Here is a 19771-nt window from a genome sequence, read left to right on the forward strand (position 1 = left end):
GAACGGGACTCGATGAAGCTCAGAGATCTAGCCGGTATCCTGCCAGTCGAAGGAACAGCTTCCGCCGATCTGGAGGTTACAGGGATTTCTTCAGATTCCCGCCAGGTAAAACCGGGCGTTGTCTTTTTTGCGCTCGCCGGAACCAAGGCCGATGGTGCCGTTTATGCCGTCGACGCCGCCGCGCGCGGTGCGGCCGCGATCATCGCGGGCAAGGGCAGCACCGTTGCCGGGCTGCCGGTTCCGGTGCTGGCGGTCGACGATCCGCGCCTGGCGCTGGCGCTGAGTGCGGCCCGCTATTTCGGCAAGCAGCCTGAGATCATGGTCGCGGTGACCGGCACCAGCGGCAAGACGTCGGTCGCCGCCTTCACCAGGCAAATCTGGGAGCAGGCCGGTTATTCCGCCGCTTCGATCGGCACCACCGGCGTGGTGGCGCCCGGCCGCAACGACTATGGCTCGCTGACGACTCCCGATCCGGTCGCCTTGCACCAGTTGCTGCGGGAATTGGCCGATGCCGGCGTCACCCACGCCTCGATGGAAGCCTCCAGCCATGGGCTCGACCAGCGCCGTCTCGACGGCGTGAAGCTGGCGGCCGGCGGCTTCACCAATCTCGGCCGCGACCATATGGACTATCACCCGACCATCGAGGACTATCACCGCGCCAAACTGCGCCTGTTCGACGCACTGCTGCCGAAGGGCGTGCCGGCCGTAATCTTTGCCGACGACCCATGGTCGGCGCCGACGATCCAAGCCGCGCAGGCTGCCGGGCTCGAAGTGCTGACGGTTGGCCGCCATGGCGATTTTCTCAGGCTGAAGCGCGTCGAGCACGAGCGCCATCGCCAGCGGGCCGAGGTAGAGGCCGATGGCGTGCTTTACGAGATCGACCTGCCGCTGGCGGGCGATTTCCAGATTTCGAACGCGCTGGTTTCGGCGGGGCTTGCCATTTCCACGGGAACACCTATCGCCAAGGCCTTGATGGCGTTGGAGAAACTGAAGGGCGCGCCGGGCCGGCTCGACCTCGTCGGCACCGCCGCCAATGGCGCGCCCGTCTACGTCGATTACGCCCACAAACCCGATGCGCTGGAAAATGTTCTGGCTTCGGTGCGCCCGTTCACCACTGGTCGCGTCATCGTCGTGTTCGGCTGCGGCGGCGATCGCGACCGGGGAAAAAGGCCGATCATGGGTGAGATCGCGACGCGGCTAGCCGATGTCGTGATCGTCACCGACGACAATCCGCGCTCGGAAGTGCCGGAAACGATCCGCGCCGCCATCCTCGCCGCTGCTCCCGGCGCTATCGAGATCGGCGACCGGCGACAGGCGATCCACGAGGCGGTCGCCATGCTGCATGCCGGCGACACACTGATCGTGGCCGGCAAGGGCCATGAGGAGGGCCAGACGATCGGCTCGGAGACCTTGCATTTTTCCGATCACGAGGAAGTTCGCGCCGCCCTCTCGGAGCGTGCCGCATGAGCTTGCTGTGGACCTCCGAGGCGCTGGTTGCCGCCATGGACGGGCGGCCGCTCGGGCCGATGCCGGAAGGCATTTCAGGCATTTCGATCGACAGCCGCAGCCTGCAGCCGGGCGACGCCTTCTTCGCCATCAAGGGCGAGGCGATGGATGGCCATGACTTCGTCACATCAGCCATCAAGGCTGGCGCTGGGGTGCTGGTGGTGGCCGAAGGCAAACTGCCGTCGCTCGGCCGGCTGACGGCGCCGATCGTCGTCGTCGAGGATGTGCTGGTCGCGCTGGAAAAGCTCGGGGTCGCGTCGCGGGCGCGTTCTCAGGCGAAAATCATCGCGGTGACCGGTTCGGCCGGCAAGACCACCACCAAGGAAGCACTGCGTCATGTGCTGCAAGCCGTCGGCAAGGTGCATGCTTCGGCGCAGTCGTTCAACAATCATTGGGGCGTGCCGCTGACTTTGGCGCGCATGCCAGCCGATTGCGATTACGCCGTGTTCGAGATCGGCATGAACCATCCCGACGAGATCCGGCCGCTGGTGAAAATGGTGAGGCCGCATGTCGCTATCGTCACCATGATCGCGGCGGCCCATCTTGGCTTCTTCCGCAATCTGGACGAGATCGCCAAGGCCAAGGCCGAGATTTTCGAGGGGCTGGAGCCCGAGGGCGCCGCTATCCTCAACCGCGACGATGCGCGCTTCAAGCTTCTCGACAAGATGGCGCATGCCGCCGGCGTCGAGCACGTGTATGGCTTCGGCGAGAATGCGCGCTCGACCTTCAAGCTGGTCCAATGCGAACTCCACGCCGATCATTCCGATATCATTGCCCGGATCGGCGGCCATGAGGTGACGGCGCGGATCGGTGCGCCCGGCCGCCACATGGTGCAGAACGTGTTGGCGGTGCTGGGTGCCGCGCATCTGGTCGGCGCCGATCTCGGCAAGGTAGCGTCGGCGCTGGCCGATCTTTCGGCCGAACGCGGACGCGGCAAGCGCCATGTGCTGCGGCATCCCGGTGGCTCGACTTCGAGCCACCCCCGTGGGTCGATCACGCTGATCGACGAGAGCTACAACGCCAATCCTGCGTCGATGGCTGCTGCCATGGCATTGCTCAATGCGACGCCGGTGACGGGCGAGGGCCGCCGCATAGCCGTGCTCGGCGATATGCTCGAACTCGGCGACCATTCGGCCAAGCTGCATGCCGCGCTTGCCGAACTCATCGTCGGCACGGGCACGCAGACCGTTTTTCTCGGCGGCCCGGAAATGCGCGCGCTGGCCGAGGCACTGCCGGCCGAAATCAAGACGGAATACCGCGCCGGGGTCGAGGAGCTGAAGCCGGTGCTGCTTGCCGCGCTGAAGCCGGGCGATGTGGTGATGATCAAATCGTCGAAGGGCATCGGTTTTGCAAAACTGGTCGATGCGCTGCTGGGCAAATTCCCGGCCGAATCGACAACCAGAAAACAGACCTAGGTCGGGGGACGAAAGCGCATGTTCACACTGCTCGTCGATTTTGCGGACAAGGTCTCGGTCTTCAATGTCTTCCGCTACATCACCTTCCGCACCGGCGGAGCGTTGATCACATCGGCGCTGATCGTCTTCATCTTCGGGCCAACCATCATCAATTCGCTGCGGCTGCGGCAAGGCAAGGGCCAGCCGATCCGCGCCGACGGGCCGCAAACGCATTTCAAGAAGGCCGGCACGCCGACCATGGGCGGGCTGATGATCCTGTCCGGCATCATCGGCTCGTCGCTTTTATGGGCGAACCTGTCGAGCATCTATGTCTGGGTGGTGCTGCTGGTGACGCTGGGCTTCGGCTCGATCGGCTTTTACGACGACTATCTGAAGGTGACCAAGCAGTCGCATCTCGGCTTTTCCGGCAAGGCACGGCTGGCGCTCGAATTCGTCATCGCCGGCATCGCCGCCTGGGTGATCATGCACAATGGCCAGGCGCCGTTCTCGTCGTCGCTGACATTCCCCTTTGCCAAGGAATTCATCGTCAACCTCGGCTGGTTCTTCATTCCGTTCTCCTGCTTCGTCATAGTCGGCGCCGGCAATGCGGTGAACCTGACCGACGGGCTCGACGGGCTGGCGATCGTGCCGATCATGATCGCGGCGGCCTCCTTCGGCGTCATCGCCTATCTCTCCGGCAACGCGGTGTTTGCCGAATATCTGCAGATCCATTTCGTGCCCGGCACCGGTGAGCTGGCGGTCGTCCTCGGCGCGGTGATCGGCGCCGGTCTCGGCTTCCTCTGGTTCAACGCGCCGCCGGCGGCGATTTTCATGGGCGACACCGGCTCGCTGGCCATGGGCGGCCTGATCGGCACGGTCGCGGTCGCCACCAAGCACGAGATCGTCCTGGTCATCGTCGGCGGATTGTTCGTCGTGGAAATCCTGTCTGTCATCATCCAGGTCGGCTACTTCAAGATGACCGGCAAGCGGGTGTTCCTGATGGCGCCGATCCACCATCATTTCGAAAAGCTCGGCTGGACCGAAAGCCAGGTGGTGATCCGCTTCTGGATCATCGCCGTCATCCTGGCGCTGGTCGGCCTGTCGACCCTCAAGCTGAGATAGGAAGCGCTTTGATCCCCGCCGTATCTTTCTCAGGCAAGCGCGTTTCGCTCTTCGGGCTCGGTGGCTCGGGGATCGCGACGGCGCGCGCGCTGATCGCTGGTGGTGCGGACGTGCTGGCTTGGGACGACAATCCCGAAAGCGTTGCCAAGGCGACAGGGGCGGGCATTGCAACCGCCGATCTGCGCGGCGCCGACTGGGCAAAGTTCTCGGCTTTCGTGCTGTCGCCGGGCGTGCCGCTGACGCATCCCAAGCCGCATTGGACGGTGGAGCTTGCGCGCGGCTCAGGTGTCGAGATCATCGGCGACATCGAGCTCTTCTGCCGCGAGCGGATGCTGAGCGCGCCAACATCGCCTTTCATCGCCATCACCGGCACCAACGGCAAGTCGACGACGACCGCGCTGACCGCGCATATCCTGAAGGCGGCAGGACGCGACACCCAGATGGGCGGCAATATCGGCCGCGCGGTGATGACGCTCGATCCGCCCGAGCCCGATCGGCATTATGTGGTCGAATGCTCGTCCTACCAGATCGATCTCGCGCCCTCGATCAACCCGACGGCCGGCATCCTGCTCAATCTGACGCCCGACCACCTCGACCGTCACGGCACCATGCAGCACTACGCCGCGATCAAGGAGCGGCTGGTGGCCGGCAGCGAGACGGCGATCGTCGGCATCGACGATTCCTGGTGCGCGCAGATCGCCGAGCGGCTGGAGCGGGCGGGGCGGCATGTCATCCGCATTTCCAAGAGGCTGCCGCTGACCGACGGCTATTTCGCCGACGGCGGCGATCTGATGGAAGCGGTTCACGGCCGCTACAGCCGTGTCGCCTTCCTCGAAGGCATCGGCTCGCTGCGCGGCCAGCACAATGCGCAGAACGCGCTGGCAGCGGTCGCCTCGTGCCTCAGGGTCGGACTGGAGCTTGGCGAAATCCAGTCGGGGCTCGAAAGCTTTCCCGGCCTCGCGCACCGCATGGAGCAGGTCGGCCGCAAGGACCATGTGCTGTTCATCAACGATTCCAAGGCGACCAACGCCGATGCGGCGGCACCGGCGCTGTCGAGCTTTGCGCGCATCTACTGGATCGCCGGCGGCTTGCCCAAGGAAGGCGGCATCGAGCCGTTGCGCGGTTTCTTCCCGCGCATCGCCAAGGCCTATCTGATCGGCGAAGCCGCGCCCGCCTTTTCGGCGACGCTGGGTGAGGCCGTGCCCTATGAGATTTCAGGCACGCTGGCCGCGGCGGTCGAACACGCCGCGCATGATGCGGCTAAGGATGACAGCGGCGAGGCGGTGGTGCTGTTGTCGCCGGCCTGCGCCAGTTTTGACCAGTTCAAGAATTTCGAAGTCCGCGGCGAAGCCTTCAGGCAAGCTGCGAATGCTATCGAGGGTGTGAGACCCATCGGAGGGGCACGATAATGCAGAGCCGTCTCGACAAAAGTCCGGTTGCAACCTGGTGGTGGACGATCGATCGCTGGTTCCTGGCGGCGTTCCTGTCGCTGATGGGCCTTGGCATCGTGCTGTCCTTCGCGGCAAGCCCGGCGGTGGCTGAGCGCATCGGTCTCGACAGTTTCCACTTCGCCACAAGGCAGATCATCTTCACCGTGCCGGCGCTCGGCGTGATGCTGGCCGTGTCGTTCCTCGATTCCCGGGAGATCCGGCGCATGGCGCTGATCATGCTGTGCCTGATGCTGGTGCTGATGGTGGCGGTGCTTTACATCGGCGTCGAGGTGAAGGGCGCGCGCCGCTGGGTGTCGCTTGCCGGCCTCTCCATCCAGCCGTCGGAATTTTTGAAACCTGCCTTCGTCATCATGTGCGCCTGGCTGTTTGCCGAGCACAAGCGCCAGCCCGACATTCCGGGCAATCTGTTCGCCATGCTGCTTTTGGTGCTGGTCGTGTCGCTGCTGGTGGCGCAGCCGGACCTCGGCCAGACCATGCTAACGACCGGCACTTGGGGTATCATGTTCTTCATGGCGGGCCTGCCATGGCTGTGGATCATCGCACTGGGTGCGGCCGGCATCGGCGGCGTCTTTGCCGCCTATACGGTGTTTCCGCACGTCGCCTTGCGCATCGACAAGTTCCTCACCGGCGAAGGCGACACGTTCCAGGTCGACATGGGCCGCGAGGCGCTGATCAATGGTGGCTGGTTCGGTGTCGGGCCAGGTGAGGGCACCGTCAAACGGGTCATTCCCGACAGCCATGCCGACTTCGTCTTCTCGGTCGCGGGCGAAGAATTCGGGCTGATCATGTGCTTCTTCATCATGTCGATCTTCGCCTTCATCGTGTTGCGCGGCCTCAACACGGCGCTGAAGGAGCATGACGATTTCACCCGCTATGCGGTCGGTGGCCTCGTCACCGTGTTCGGCCTGCAGGCTGTCATCAACATGTGCGTCAACCTGCAGCTTGTGCCGGCCAAGGGCATGACGCTGCCGTTCATATCCTATGGCGGCTCATCGCAGATCGCCATCGCCATCTCGATGGGCATGGTGCTGGCGTTGACACGCAAGCGGCCCGAAAAGCGCAAGCAGATGGGCTTTGGCCTGTCGCAACGCGCCGTGCCGGCGGAGTGATATGGCCAGAGGCGTCATCCTTCTCGCGGCGGGCGGAACCGGTGGGCATCTTTTCCCGGCCGAGGCGCTGGCGCATGAGCTGAACGGACGCGGCTGGTCGGTGCATCTGGCGACCGACGACCGTGCCGAGCGTTTTGCCGGTCATTTCCCGGCCGCCGCCATTTATCCGATCCAGTCGGCGACGATGGGTTCGAAGAATCCTTTTGCCCTGCTTGGCGCCTTCTGGAAGATCTGGCGCGGCGTGCGCCAGGCTTCAGCCGTCATCGCCAGGATCAAGCCGGATGCCGTCGTCGGCTTCGGCGGCTATCCGACCTTGCCGCCACTCTACGCCGCAACACGGCGCAAGGTGCCGACGCTGATCCATGAGCAGAATGCGGTGATGGGGCGCGCCAACCGGGCGCTGGCCGGCCGTGTCGATGCGATCGCCGGCGGCTTCCTGCCGCAGGATGCCAGTGTGGTCGGCGCCAAGACGGTGACGACGGGCAATCCGGTTAGGCCTGCCGTGCTGGAAGCGGCCAGGACGGCCTATGCGGCGTCGAGCGGCGAAGAACCGTTCCGCCTGCTGGTGTTCGGCGGCAGCCAGGGCGCCCAGTTCTTTTCCGATGCCATGCCCGGGGCTGTCGCGCTGCTTTCCGAAGCGCAGCGCAAGCGGCTGGTCATTACCCAACAAGCTCGCGCGGATGACGTGGCGCGGGTCAAGGCGGCCTATGCCACTCTTGGCGTCGCCGTCGAGGTCTCGCCCTTCTTCACCGACATGGCGGCACGCATCGCGGCGGCGCACCTGGTGATCTCGCGCTCCGGCGCCTCGACCGTCTCGGAGATCGCCGTCATTGGCCGGCCCGCACTACTGGTGCCTTATCCCTATGCGCTCGATCACGACCAGGCGGCGAACGCGGCGGCCCTTGCCGCTGCCGGCGGTGGCGAAGTGCACCCGCAATCCTCGCTTTCGCCCGAACGCATCGCAGCGCTCGTCGGCGGGCTGATGGACACGCCTGAGCGGCTGACAGCGATGGCGGCTGGCGCGAAATCGGCCGGCAGGCCGGACGCGGCACGGTTGCTCGCTGATCTCACAGAGGCTATTGCGTCCAAAAAAACCGTTTCGGATTTCAGGAAGGGCGCGCACGCATGAAGATGCCGCAAACCATCGGCCTTGTGCATTTCATCGGCATTGGCGGCATCGGCATGAGCGGCATTGCCGAAGTGCTGCACAATCTCGGCTACAAGGTGCAAGGGTCCGACCAGGCCGAAAGCGCCAATGTGCAGCGGCTGCGCGACAAGGGCATCGAATGCTTCGTCGGCCACCAGGCCGAGAATCTCGGCGATGCCGAGGTGGTGGTCGTTTCGACGGCGATCAAGAAATCCAATCCGGAGCTGAAGGCGGCGCGCGAAAAGCTGCTGCCGATCGTGCGCCGGGCCGAGATGCTGGCCGAGCTGATGCGCTTCCGCCAGGCGGTGGCGATCGGCGGCACGCATGGCAAGACGACGACGACCTCGATGGTTGCGACCTTGCTCGATGCCGGTGGGCTCGATCCGACCGTCATCAATGGCGGCATCATCAATGCCTATGGCACCAACGCCCGCATGGGCGACGGCGAATGGATGGTGGTCGAGGCCGACGAGAGCGACGGCACTTTCCTGAAACTGCCGGCCGAGATCGCGGTCGTCACCAACATCGATCCCGAGCATCTCGATCACTATGGCAGTTTCGACAAGGTGCGCGAGGCGTTCCGCCAGTTCGTCGAGAACGTGCCGTTCTACGGTTTCGGCGTGATGTGCACCGATCACCCCGAAGTGCAGGCGCTGGTCAGCCGCATCGAGGATCGCCGCGTCATCACCTATGGCGAGAACGCGCAGGCCGATGTGCGCTTCACAAACCACCGCATGGCGGGCGCTATTTCGGAATTCGACGTGGTGATCCGCGACCGTAAGACCGGCGGCCAGACGACGATAGCAGGCCTGCGCCTGCCGATGCCCGGCCGCCACAACGTCTCCAACGCGACGGCGGCGATCGCGGTCGCGCATGAGCTCGGCCTGTCGGCCGAGGCGATCAAGAAGGGCCTGTCGTCCTTCGCCGGCGTCAAGCGCCGCTTCACCCATACCGGCTCTTGGAATGGCGTCGAAATGTTCGACGATTACGGCCACCATCCGGTCGAGATCTCGGCGGTGCTGAAGGCGGCGCGCAGCGCAACCAAGGGCCGCGTCATCGCCATTGCCCAGCCGCATCGCTTCACCCGGCTGCATGATCTGTTCAACGAGTTTTCCACCTGCTTCAACGACGCCGATACGGTGATGGTGGCGCCGGTCTACGCGGCCGGCGAGGAGCCGATCGACGGCGTCAGCTCGGACGCGCTGGTGTCGCGCATCCGCGCCGGCGGCCATCGCGACGCGCGCTTCATCGAGGGGCCGGCGGCGATCGCGCCCATCATCCGCGATCTGGCCAAGCCGGGCGACTTCGTCGTCTTCCTTGGCGCCGGCAACATCACCCAATGGGCCTATGCTTTGCCCAAGGAGCTTGGCGGGACCGTCTCATGATGCACGGCCAGGCCTTGATCGACAGACTTGGCGACCGGCTTGCCGGCCTGCGCGGCCGCCTGACGCCGAATGCCGAGATGGACAAGATCACCTGGTTCCGAGCCGGAGGGCTGGCCGAAGCGCTGTTCCAGCCGGCCGACGAGGAGGATCTTGCCGCGTTTCTGAAAGCGGTTCCCGAAGAGATACCGCTGACCGTCGTCGGTGTCGGCTCGAACCTTCTGGTCCGCGATGGCGGCATTCCGGGTTTTGTGATCCGGCTTTCGGCCAAGGGGTTCGGCGAGGCCGAGGTCATTTCGCCAATCAGGATCAAGGCAGGAGCGGCCACGCCCGACAAGCGCGTTGCCGCTGTGGCGCTCGAGGCGGGCATTGGCGGCTTTCATTTCTATCACGGCATTCCGGGCGCCATCGGCGGCGCGCTGCGGATGAATGCCGGCGCCAATGGCGTCGAGACGCGCGAGCGCGTCGTCGAAGTGCGCGCACTTGATCGCAAGGGCAATGTGCGGACGCTGAGCAATGCCGATATGGGCTATGCCTATCGCCATTCGGCGGCGCCCTCTGGGCTGATCTTCACCTCCGCCGTGTTCGAAGGCTTTGCCGAGGACAAGACGACGATCAAGGCGGCGATGGACGCGGTGCAGAACCATCGCGAGACCGTGCAGCCGATCCGCGAGAAGACAGGCGGCTCGACCTTCAAGAATCCGGAAGGCACGTCGGCCTGGAAGGAGATCGACAAGGCGGGCTGCCGCGGCTTGATGATCGGTGGTGCGCAGATGTCGCCGATGCATTGCAATTTCATGATCAACACCGGAACCGCGACCGGCTACGACCTTGAATATCTCGGCGAGACCGTGCGCACACGGGTGCTGGAGAATTCCGGCATCCGGCTGCAATGGGAAATCAAGCGCATCGGCAATTTCCGGCCGGGGCATGCCGTGCAGGAGTTTCTCGGGCAGCTCCTTTAAGGTGCATTGATATTCAGGTGATGCCGGCCTGCAAACGACGGCTTCCTGCGCTTCCGGTGCTCACGTACTTTAAGTACGCTCCGCTCCGGTTCTCGAAAGCCATCGTTTTCGACTCGGCCTGACCTGAATCTCAACACACCTTCGCGCGCCTTGAAGTTCATGTGATGCATGAACTTCAACGCCGTCGACACGGTCCACGACCGTTGCCCCGAAGACTCAACGACACGCTTTTCGCATGCATTTTCTCAGAAAGTGAATCTCTCGGAATCGTAAGCACTTGCCAGTGAATCAACTCTCTGATTCTCTGCTCGAAAGCGTTTCCTGATTTGAGTCGTTCGAACGCGTTACCCGCGTTTTCCGTCTGGGGGGGCAACCTGCCGGGAGACTCGGACTCAATGTTGCGGAAATCTTGGTTTTTGGTCCGCCGTGAGAGGGGATGCCGGGGAATGAAAAGCAAGCATGTGGCCGTCCTGCTGGGTGGTTTTTCGTCCGAGCGGCCCGTGTCTCTGTCTTCGGGGAAGGCTTGTGCCGATGAGCTCGAAAAGGAAGGCTATCAGGTCACCCGCGTCGATGTGGGGCGCAATGTGGGATCCGTGCTTTCCGAGCTCAAGCCCGACGTCGCCTTCAATGCGCTGCATGGCCCCTTTGGAGAGGATGGCACCGTTCAGGGTATCCTCGAATATCTCGGCATTCCCTACACCCATTCCGGCGTTCTCGCCTCGGCCCTGGCCATGAACAAGGAGCAGGCCAAGCGGGTTGCCAAGGCGGTCGGCGTCCCGGTCGCCGAATCGAAGGTCGCCAGCCGCTTCGCCATCCAGAACAAGCATCCGATGAAGCCGCCCTATGTGGTCAAGCCGGTCAATGAGGGTTCCAGCTTCGGGGTCGTCATCGTGCATGAAGGCCAGTCGCATCCGCCGCAGGTGATCGGCTCGTCCGAGTGGAAATATGGCGATACCGTCATGGTCGAGCGCTACATCCACGGTCGCGAGCTGACCTGCGCGGTGATGGGCGATGTTGCGCTCGGGGTCTGCGAGATCATCCCGACCGGTCATTCCTTCTACGACTATGATTCAAAATATGTCGCCGGGGGATCAAAGCACGAATGCCCCGCAAAAGTTTCACCGAATATTTACCAAAAAATACAAACACTGGCGCTCAAGGCTCACCAAGCGATCGGCTGTCGGGGCGTTTCCCGGTCGGACTTCCGTTATGACGATCGGCATTCCGAAAACGGCGAGGTTGTCTGGCTCGAGGTCAACACCCAGCCGGGTATGACGCCGACGTCCTTGGTGCCTGAAATCGCCGCCCAGGCCGGGCACTCGTTTGGCGATTTGTTGAGTTGGATGGTGGAGGACGCTTCGTGTCTGCGTTGAAATGGCTACAAGGCAAGGAGAGGGGCGCGGCCAGGCCGGCGCCGTTCGGCTTGCCGTTGTCGGATCATTTCGTGCTGCCGCGTATGCTGCGTCGCCCGGTGCGCGTTCTGGCGCGCCTGGGTGTCGGTGAATTCCAGGCGCCGCGCTTTTCCTCTGCCATGATGTCGGCCGTGCTGATTTTCTCGAGCAGTGCCTATGGTGCCTATCTCGGTGGTCATGTCGACGGCATCGTGCAGAGCATCACCGCCCGCACCGGTTTTGCCGTCGATCAGGTCAAGGTGGTCGGCAACCGCCAGACCTCGGAGATCGATATCCTCGACAGGCTCGAGCTCGACGGCTGGACATCCCTGATCGGCTTCGACGCCGAGGCCGCGCGCGAGCGAATTGCGACATTGCCGTGGATCGAGGTCGCGGCGGTGCGCAAGGTCTATCCGCATACGCTGGAAGTGCGCGTCGAGGAACGCGAGGCCTTCGCGCTCTGGCAGCAGGGCGATGAGTTGTCCGTCATCGAGAAGGATGGCGCCGTGATCGCGCCGTTCTCGGGCGGCAAGCAGGTGCTGCTGCCGCTGTTGATCGGCACCGGCGCGCCGGCGAGTGCGCCCGGCTTCATCGCCAAGATCGAACAATATCCTGAGCTCGCGAGCCGGATCAAAGGCTATATCCGCGTCGGCGAACGGCGCTGGGACCTGAAGCTGGACAATGGCATCACCGTCAAGCTTCCCGAGTATGACGAGGACCAGGCGCTCGCCGAACTCGTCAAGATGGACCAGGACAAGGGCTTGTTGTCGCGCGACATCGCCGCCGTCGACATGCGCCTGACGGACCGGCTGGTCGTGCAGTTGACGCCCGAGGCGGCAACGCAGCGCGAAGCCGCCCTCAACGAAAAACCCAAGAGCCTGAAGCGCAAGCCGGAGACGAAGATATGAGCTGGCTTGGCGGTCCTGGCGATGCCTCGTCGCGCCGGTCCGGCACCCTGACGGTGCTGGATGTCGGTTCGAGCAAGGTCTGCTGCATGGTGGCCAAGCTCAAGCCGTGCGATGACGGCAAGCTGCTGCGCGGCCGCTCGCACCGGATCCAGGTGATCGGCATCGGCCATCAGAAATCGCAAGGCGTGAAGTCGGGTGTCGTCGTCGATCTCGACCGGGCCGAGCACGCCATCCGCCTTTCCGTCGATGCGGCCGAGCGTATGGCCGGGCTGACGGTCGATTCCCTGATCGTCAACATGACGGCCGGCCGGCTAAAGAGCGAGGCCTTCTCCGCCACCATCAACCTTGGCGGCCACGAGGCCGACGAGGCCGACATCAAGCGCGTTCTCGGCGCCGGCGCCAAGCAGGCGCTGAAGGCCGAGCGCGAGGTGATCCATTCGCTTCCCGTCGGCTTCTCGCTGGATGCCGAACGCGGCGTGCGCGATCCGCGCGGCATGGTCGGCGATCAACTCGGCGTCGACATGCATGTGCTGACCGGTGACGCCGCGCCGATGCGCAATCTGGAGCTTTCCATCAACCGTTCGCACCTGTCGGTCGAGCGCATGGTGGCGACGCCCTATGCCAGCGGACTGGCGGCCTTGGTCGACGACGAACTGGAAATGGGCGCGGCTTGCATCGACATGGGCGGCGGCACGACGACGATCTCGGTGTTTTCGGAAGGCAAGTTCGTCCATGGCGACGCCATCGCCATCGGCGGCAACCATGTCACGCTCGACATGGCCAAGGGGCTTTCGACCTCTCTCGATGCGGCCGAACGGCTGAAGGTGATGCATGGCTCGGCGCTGCCGGGCAGCGCCGACGATCGCGACCTGGTCTCGATCCAGCCGATCGGCGACGATGGCGACGTGCCTTTGCAGATTCCGCGCTCGGTGATGACGCGTATCGTGCGTGCCCGCATCGACGAGACGCTCGAACTGTTGCGCGACCGGCTGAACAAGTCCGGCTACGGCAATGCGGTGGGCAAGCGTGTGGTGCTCACCGGCGGGGCCAGCCAGCTTGCCGGCCTGCCGGAGGCGGCGCGTCGTATCCTGGGACGCAATGTGCGCATCGGCCGCCCGCTCGGCGTGGCCGGCCTGCCGGAAGCGGCGAAGGGGCCGGCCTTCTCGGCCGCGGTGGGGCTTCTGATCTATCCGCAGATGGCGAGTTTCGAGAGCCATCCTGCGAAAGGAATTTCCGGTCTCAGAATGACTGGAACGGGCGGAAAACTGCATCGCATGAGTCAGTGGTTGAGAGACAGTTTCTAAATTGACGGGGACAGCCCCATAGGCGGCCGCGGCGGCGAAGCGGCGTGAAAGGCAAAGGACGGAGACAATGACCATCAATCTGCAGAAGCCGGACATCACCGAGCTTAAGCCGCGTATCACCGTGTTCGGTGTCGGCGGCGGCGGCGGCAATGCCGTCAACAACATGATCACCGCCGGTCTGCGCGGTGTCGAGTTCGTGGTGGCCAACACCGACGCGCAGGCGCTGACCATGTCGAAGGCCGATCGGCTGATCCAGCTCGGCGCGCATGTCACCGAAGGCCTTGGCGCCGGATCGCAGCCGGAAGTCGGCCGTGCGGCGGCGGAAGAGTGCATCGACGAGATCATCGATCACCTGTCCAACACCCATATGTGCTTCGTCACCGCCGGCATGGGCGGCGGCACCGGTACCGGTGCTGCTCCGGTCGTAGCGCGTGCCGCCCGCGAAAAGGGCATCCTCACCGTCGGCGTCGTCACCAAGCCGTTCCACTTCGAAGGCCAGCGCCGCATGAAGACGGCGGATTTCGGCATCGAGGAATTGCAGAAATGCGTCGATACGCTGATCGTCATCCCCAACCAGAACCTGTTCCGGCTGGCCAATGACAAGACCACCTTCGCCGATGCCTTCGCCATGGCCGACCAGGTGCTCTATTCCGGCGTCGCCTGCATCACCGACCTGATGGTCAAGGAAGGCCTGATCAACCTCGACTTCGCCGACGTCCGTTCAGTCATGCGCGAGATGGGCAAGGCGATGATGGGTACCGGCGAGGCTTCGGGCGAGGGCCGCGCGATGGCCGCCGCCGAGGCTGCGATCGCCAATCCGCTGCTCGACGAGACCTCAATGAAGGGCGCCAAGGGCCTGCTGATCTCGATCACCGGCGGCCGCGACCTGACGCTGTTCGAAGTCGACGAAGCGGCGACCCGTATCCGCGAGGAAGTCGACCAGGACGCCAACATCATCCTGGGTGCCACCTTCGACGAGGAACTCGAAGGCGTCATCCGAGTCTCCGTGGTTGCCACCGGCATCGACAAGTCGGCGGCTGAAATCGCCGCCGCGCCGATCTCGATCCGCACGGCGCCGCAGAAGCCTGTCAGCCGCCCGGCGGCGCAGATCGCGGAGGTTCGCCCGGCTCCGGTCCAGCAGGCGGCATACGAGCCACGCGCGGTCGACCCGGTCGCCGAAGCCATCCAACTGGCCGAAGCGAATGCCGCGGCCATGGCGCAGGCGCGCCCGGCTCCGGTCGCTCACGCTGAGGATTTCCGCCCGCAGAGCAAGATCTTCCAGGCGCCACCGGCACAGCCGATGCCGCAGCCTGTGGTCCAGCAGATGCAGCCGGCTCCACAGCCGCGCGAGATGCTGCGTGAAGCGCCGCAGCCGGTTGCCATGGCGCCGCAGCGTATGCCGCGCGTCGAGGACTTTCCGCCCGTGGTGAAGGCCGAGGTGGATGCCAAGAGCCGTCCGGTCGACCATGAGAACAACAGCGGACCGATGGGCCTGCTGAAGCGCCTGACCAACGGCCTGACCCGCCGCGAGGAAGAGCCCGCACGGCTGCAGCCGGCGCAGCCGCGCGAACCCAAGCTGCGCCAGGCAGCGCCCGAAGTGCGCCGTCTCGCCAGCCAGGACGCGCAGCTCTACGCGCCGCGCCGCGGCCAGCTCGACGACCAGGGCCGCCTGACACCGCAGGTGAGGGCGACTCAGGAAGACGACCAGCTGGAGATTCCGGCGTTCCTGCGCCGTCAGGCCAACTGATTGGTAAACGGACTGTAACAATTGTTAACAGGCAGGCAAGAAATTGCTTGCCTGTTAACGTTTTAAATGCTGTGATTTCAATTACTTACAAAGTCGTAGATATTCCCATTCGCGGTTACACCGAGTAAGAAACCGTGATTTGGAGTCTCCCTACCGGAACACTATCTTCGCTGCCTACCATCGTCGGTTTGCCGGGATTTCGGGGGAAGTGACCCTGCCTGCCGATTCACACAAGAGCCGCGCCCTCGGGCTGGAGAAGCGGACCTAGGCATTTCGGGCTTATGGGGATTGTCTTGCACGACTATCAGACGACATTGAAGACGCGCGCGTCGCTTACCGGCATCGGCGTCCACAGCGGCAAGGAAGTCTCCATCAGCTTCATGCCGGCGGATGCCGACACCGGCATCGTTTTCCAGCTTTTCAATGGCTCGGAGCAGGGCCGCGAGTTTCGTGCCCTGGTCTCTGAAGTCGGCGCTACCGACCTGTGCACCATGCTTGGTGATCCCGCCGGCGAGCACATCGCCACGGTCGAGCACATCATGGCGGCGCTGTTCGGGCTCGGCATCGACAATGTCGCCGTCGAGATCGATGGTTCCGAGGTTCCGATCTTCGATGGCAGCGCCATGGCCTTCGTCGAAGCCATCGACCAGGCGGGCATCGAGATGCTGTCGGTCAAGCGGCGTTACATCAGGGTCATCAAGCCGGTCCGCATCGAGAACGGCGCCTCCTGGGCGGAGTTCAGGCCCTATGACGGCACCCGTTTCGAGATCGAGATCGACTTCGAAAGCCCGGCGATCGGCCGTCAGCTGTTCGCGTCAGACCTCAATGCCGATATTTTCCGCCGCGACATCGCGCGCGCCCGCACCTTCGGTTTCATGAAGGACGTCGAGCGGCTGTGGGCCGCCGGCTACGCGCTCGGCTCATCGCTGGAGAATTCGCTGGTCATCGGCGACGACAACCGCGTCATCAATATGGGCGGCCTGCGCTATCCCAATGAATTCGTGCGCCATAAAACGCTGGATGCCATGGGCGACCTGGCGCTGGCCGGCGCCCGCTTCATCGGCTGCTTCCGCTCCTATCGTGGCGGCCACAGGATGAATGCCGCGGCTCTGCGCCGCCTTTTGTCCGATCGCACCGCGTTCGAAATCGTCGAGACGACGCGCCGCGAGCGCGGCCGCAGCGCCGAGATGAACGCCGTCAATGCGCCGCTCTACGCGCCCTGGATGATCTGATTTTCCCAGGTTTTTTCGGGTTCCATGGGGAACGGCGCGTGTTGCAGGAATGCACCACCCGTCAGTGAAATTGCTTGGATGTTCAACCTTTGTCCGGCCGCCACAAAAATGCGCGATTGGCCGGAGATAGCGTTGCCGGGCAAGGCGGTTATGGTTTATGGCTGCTGCCGTCGATTAGTGCATGTTGTTCAAAAGTGGGGACCAGTTTTGAAACAATGGCATGCAACTGGCATTGAAATAACGCCGAAAGGGCGGAATCCAATCATGTTCTTCAAGCGAGTTGGTCAATTGAAAGCGCCGCAGAGGGCCGTTTTCCTGGCGCTTTCGGTGGTTGTTCCATCGCTCCTTCTGTCGGCTTGCATGTCGTCGGAGAAAGATATCGACCTGTCGACCTATGTCGACCAGACCGAACCGGCCGATGTTCTCTACAATCAGGGCCTCGCCAATCTCAATGCTGGACGCCTGCAGGAGGCGAGCCGCAAGTTCGACGCCGTCGACCGCCAGCACCCCTATTCGGAATGGGCTCGCAAATCGATGGTGATGGGCGCTTTCGCCGATTATCGCCAGGGCAATTACGACGAGGCGATCGGTTCGGCCAAGCGCTATCTCACGCTCTATCCGTCAACCGATGACGCTGCCTATGCGCAGTACATCATCGGCTTGAGCTATTACCGCCAGATCAAGGACGTGACGCAGGACCAGAAGGAAGCGCGACAGACCGTTCAGACGATGCAGGATCTGGTGACGCGCTGGCCGACGTCGGAATATGTCGACGACGCCAAGGAAAAGATCCGCTTCGCCAACGATCAGCTGGCCGGCAAGGAAATGCAGATCGGCCGCTACTATCTCGAGCGCCGCGAATACATCGCCGCCGTCAAGCGCTTCCGCACTGTGGTCGAGAACTATTCCAACACGCGCCATGTCGAGGAGGCGCTCGCCCGCCTGACCGAAAGCTATTACGCGATGGGCCTGACCTCTGAGGCGCAGACCGCCGCCGCCGTGCTCGGCACCAATTACCCTGACAGCTCGTGGTACAAGGATTCCTACAAGCTGCTGCAGAGCAATGGGCTTGCACCACGCGAAAATGCCGGGTCGTGGATATCCAAGGCCGGGAAATTGATCACCGGCGCCTGACCTCCAAGCAGACGCCGCGGGGCTTCGCCGACGTGCCGTCTGCCTGGTTTCGTTGCTTGTCGCAGGTTCTTGTCGCAAGACCGCTGGATACTGCCTGGAGCATCGGACCGAACGTGCGCTGCGCTTTTTCGGATTGATCCGGTGCTCAAACAAAAAGATAGTGCGGCGCTGCGACTCCAAATGGTCGCGTGCCGTTCTAGATTTGGGTTCTGATGCTTTCCAGACTGTCGATCCGCGATATCGTCCTGATCGAGAAGCTGGATATCGACTTCCAGCCGGGTCTTTCGGTGCTGACCGGCGAAACCGGCGCCGGCAAATCCATCCTGCTCGATGCCCTGTCGCTTGCGCTTGGCGCGCGCGGCGACGCGTCGCTGGTGCGCCATGGCGCGGCGCAAGGCCAGGTCATCGCCGTCTTCGACGTGCCGCGCAACCATCCGGCCCGTGCGCTGCTTGCCGACAACGCGATCGAGGATGACGGCGACATCATCCTGCGCCGCCTGCAAACGGCGGACGGCCGCACCCGTGTCTTCGTCAACGATCAGCCTTCAAGCGTCACCTTGATGCGCGATGTCGGGCGCGCGTTGGTCGAAATCCACGGCCAGCATGATGAGCGCGCGCTGGTCGATCCCGGCGCTCATCGCGAGGTGCTCGACGCTTTCGGCGGCCATCTCGGCGCCGTTCGCTCGACGGGAGAGGCATGGCGGCACTGGCGCGCCTGCGAGCAGGAGCTGTCGCGTCACCGTGCCAAGGTGGCGGCGGCCGCGCGCGAGGCCGACTATCTGCGCGCGGCGGTGGCGGAGCTGACAAAGCTCGATCCGCAGCCGGGTGAGGAGACCGATCTTGCCGAACTGCGCGCGTCGATGATGCGGGCCGAAAAGATCGCGTCCGAAATCCACGATGCGCAGGATGTGCTGTCCGGTCCGTCGTCGCCCTTGCCGCAACTGGCCAGCCTGCTGAGGCGGCTGCAACGCAAGGTGACAGAGGCGCCCGGCCTGCTCGACGACGTGGTCAAGTCGCTCGACGAGGCGATGCTGTCGCTCGACGCGGCGCAATCGGGCGTCGAGGCCGCACTGCGCGCCACCGAATATGATCCGCAGCGGCTGGAAAAGGCGGAGGAGCGGTTGTTTTCGCTGCGCGCGGCCTCGCGCAAGCACAGCGTCGCCGTCGACGATTTGGCGCAGCTGCGCGACACGATGTCGGCCGATCTCGCCGATCTCGATGCGGGCGAGGAACGCCTGCACGGGCTGGAAAAGCAGGCCGCCGCGGCACGCGAGACCTACGACATTGCCGCCGCGCAGCTGTCCTCGCTTCGCCATGCGGCGGCGGTCGGCCTGACCAAGGCGGTCATGGCCGAACTGCCGGCGCTGAAGCTCGAACGCGCGGCCTTTATCGTGGAAATGAAGAGCGATGCCGAGAGCCGCATGGAAGAGGGCATCGACCAGATCGAATTCTGGGTGCGCACCAATCCAGGCACGCGGCCGGGGCCAATGATGAAAGTGGCCTCCGGCGGCGAGCTTTCGCGCTTCCTTCTGGCGCTAAAGGTGGCGCTGGCCGACCGTGGCTCGGCGCCGACGCTGGTGTTCGATGAAATCGACACCGGCGTGGGCGGCGCTGTTGCCGACGCCATCGGCCAGCGGCTGGCGCGGCTGTCGAAGCGCGTCCAGGTGCTGTCGGTGACGCATGCGCCACAGGTGGCGGCACGCGCGGCGACGCATTTCCTGATCTCCAAATCCGGCACCACCGACCGTGTCGCGACCGGCATTGCCGAGATGGACCGGCCGGCGCGGCAGGAGGAGATCGCGCGCATGCTCGCCGGCGCCACCATCACCGACGAGGCCCGCGCCGCCGCGGAACGACTGCTGCGCGAAAATACCACGGCGGCATAAGAACAGCTGATATCAGGGATCGAGTCAGGATATGGCTCCATCCTGCTGTTCAGGAATGATTTTCCAAAAATCCTGATCTATTGTGGCGGGCCA

At 63.9% G+C, this 19771-nt stretch carries 15 protein-coding genes; all 15 read left to right on the forward strand.

Annotated features, from left to right (window positions below; translation table 11 throughout):
• Nucleotides 1–12: 12 nt before the first annotated feature.
• A complete protein-coding gene (locus ACSQ3L_RS15915) occupies nucleotides 13–1467 on the forward strand; it encodes a UDP-N-acetylmuramoyl-L-alanyl-D-glutamate--2,6-diaminopimelate ligase (protein ID WP_436160820.1) in 1455 nt (484 codons plus the stop codon).
• Nucleotides 1464–2921, forward strand: coding sequence for a UDP-N-acetylmuramoylalanyl-D-glutamyl-2,6-diaminopimelate--D-alanyl-D-alanine ligase (locus ACSQ3L_RS15920; RefSeq protein ID WP_436160821.1), 1458 nt, complete (start codon nucleotides 1464–1466; stop codon nucleotides 2919–2921). The genes ACSQ3L_RS15915 and ACSQ3L_RS15920 overlap by 4 nt, the downstream gene beginning before the upstream one ends.
• 18 nt (nucleotides 2922–2939) lie before the next feature.
• Nucleotides 2940–4022 (forward strand): phospho-N-acetylmuramoyl-pentapeptide-transferase, encoded by a 1083-nt coding sequence (gene mraY, locus ACSQ3L_RS15925; protein ID WP_013530954.1) that lies wholly within the window; start codon nucleotides 2940–2942, stop codon nucleotides 4020–4022.
• Nucleotides 4023–4030: 8 nt separating this feature from the next.
• Nucleotides 4031–5431: a UDP-N-acetylmuramoyl-L-alanine--D-glutamate ligase gene (gene murD, locus ACSQ3L_RS15930; RefSeq protein ID WP_436160822.1), complete on the forward strand. Its 1401-nt coding sequence runs from the start codon at nucleotides 4031–4033 to the stop codon at nucleotides 5429–5431.
• Nucleotides 5431–6582 carry a putative lipid II flippase FtsW gene (gene ftsW, locus ACSQ3L_RS15935; protein WP_436160823.1) on the forward strand — a complete coding sequence of 384 codons (1152 nt, stop codon included), beginning with the start codon at nucleotides 5431–5433 and terminating at the stop codon, nucleotides 6580–6582. The genes murD and ftsW overlap by 1 nt, the downstream gene beginning before the upstream one ends.
• 1 nt (nucleotide 6583) lies before the next feature.
• The gene (gene murG, locus ACSQ3L_RS15940; protein WP_436160824.1) at nucleotides 6584–7711 is read left to right on the forward strand and encodes an undecaprenyldiphospho-muramoylpentapeptide beta-N-acetylglucosaminyltransferase; all 1128 of its coding nucleotides are present in this window, start codon (nucleotides 6584–6586) and stop codon (nucleotides 7709–7711) included.
• The gene (murC, locus tag ACSQ3L_RS15945) at nucleotides 7708–9114 is read left to right on the forward strand and encodes a UDP-N-acetylmuramate--L-alanine ligase (protein WP_436160825.1); all 1407 of its coding nucleotides are present in this window, start codon (nucleotides 7708–7710) and stop codon (nucleotides 9112–9114) included. Before murG ends, murC begins: the two co-directional genes overlap by 4 nt.
• A complete protein-coding gene (murB, locus tag ACSQ3L_RS15950) occupies nucleotides 9111–10076 on the forward strand; it encodes a UDP-N-acetylmuramate dehydrogenase (protein WP_436160826.1) in 966 nt (321 codons plus the stop codon). The genes murC and murB overlap by 4 nt, the downstream gene beginning before the upstream one ends.
• Nucleotides 10077–10522: 446 nt before the next feature.
• Entirely contained in the window at nucleotides 10523–11449 is a 927-nt protein-coding gene (locus ACSQ3L_RS15955; protein WP_436163458.1) for a D-alanine--D-alanine ligase, read from the forward strand.
• Nucleotides 11437–12375 (forward strand): cell division protein FtsQ/DivIB, encoded by a 939-nt coding sequence (locus ACSQ3L_RS15960; RefSeq protein WP_436160827.1) that lies wholly within the window; start codon nucleotides 11437–11439, stop codon nucleotides 12373–12375. The genes ACSQ3L_RS15955 and ACSQ3L_RS15960 overlap by 13 nt, the downstream gene beginning before the upstream one ends.
• Complete coding sequence (ftsA, locus tag ACSQ3L_RS15965) at nucleotides 12372–13679, forward strand: cell division protein FtsA (RefSeq protein ID WP_436160828.1); 1308 nt, start codon at nucleotides 12372–12374, stop codon at nucleotides 13677–13679. Before ACSQ3L_RS15960 ends, ftsA begins: the two co-directional genes overlap by 4 nt.
• Nucleotides 13680–13746: 67 nt before the next feature.
• Nucleotides 13747–15426 carry a cell division protein FtsZ gene (gene ftsZ / locus ACSQ3L_RS15970; protein WP_436160829.1) on the forward strand — a complete coding sequence of 560 codons (1680 nt, stop codon included), beginning with the start codon at nucleotides 13747–13749 and terminating at the stop codon, nucleotides 15424–15426.
• 281 nt (nucleotides 15427–15707) lie between these two features.
• Nucleotides 15708–16658 (forward strand): UDP-3-O-acyl-N-acetylglucosamine deacetylase, encoded by a 951-nt coding sequence (gene lpxC, locus ACSQ3L_RS15975; protein ID WP_436160830.1) that lies wholly within the window; start codon nucleotides 15708–15710, stop codon nucleotides 16656–16658.
• A 264-nt stretch (nucleotides 16659–16922) separates the two neighbouring features.
• A complete protein-coding gene (locus ACSQ3L_RS15980; protein WP_436160831.1) occupies nucleotides 16923–17792 on the forward strand; it encodes an outer membrane protein assembly factor BamD in 870 nt (289 codons plus the stop codon).
• Nucleotides 17793–18004: 212 nt separating this feature from the next.
• A complete protein-coding gene (gene recN / locus ACSQ3L_RS15985; RefSeq protein WP_436160832.1) occupies nucleotides 18005–19678 on the forward strand; it encodes a DNA repair protein RecN in 1674 nt (557 codons plus the stop codon).
• Nucleotides 19679–19771 lie beyond the last annotated feature (93 nt).

Source organism: Mesorhizobium sp. LjRoot246 (assembly GCF_964254115.1).
Taxonomy (GTDB): Bacteria; Pseudomonadota; Alphaproteobacteria; order Rhizobiales; family Rhizobiaceae; genus Mesorhizobium.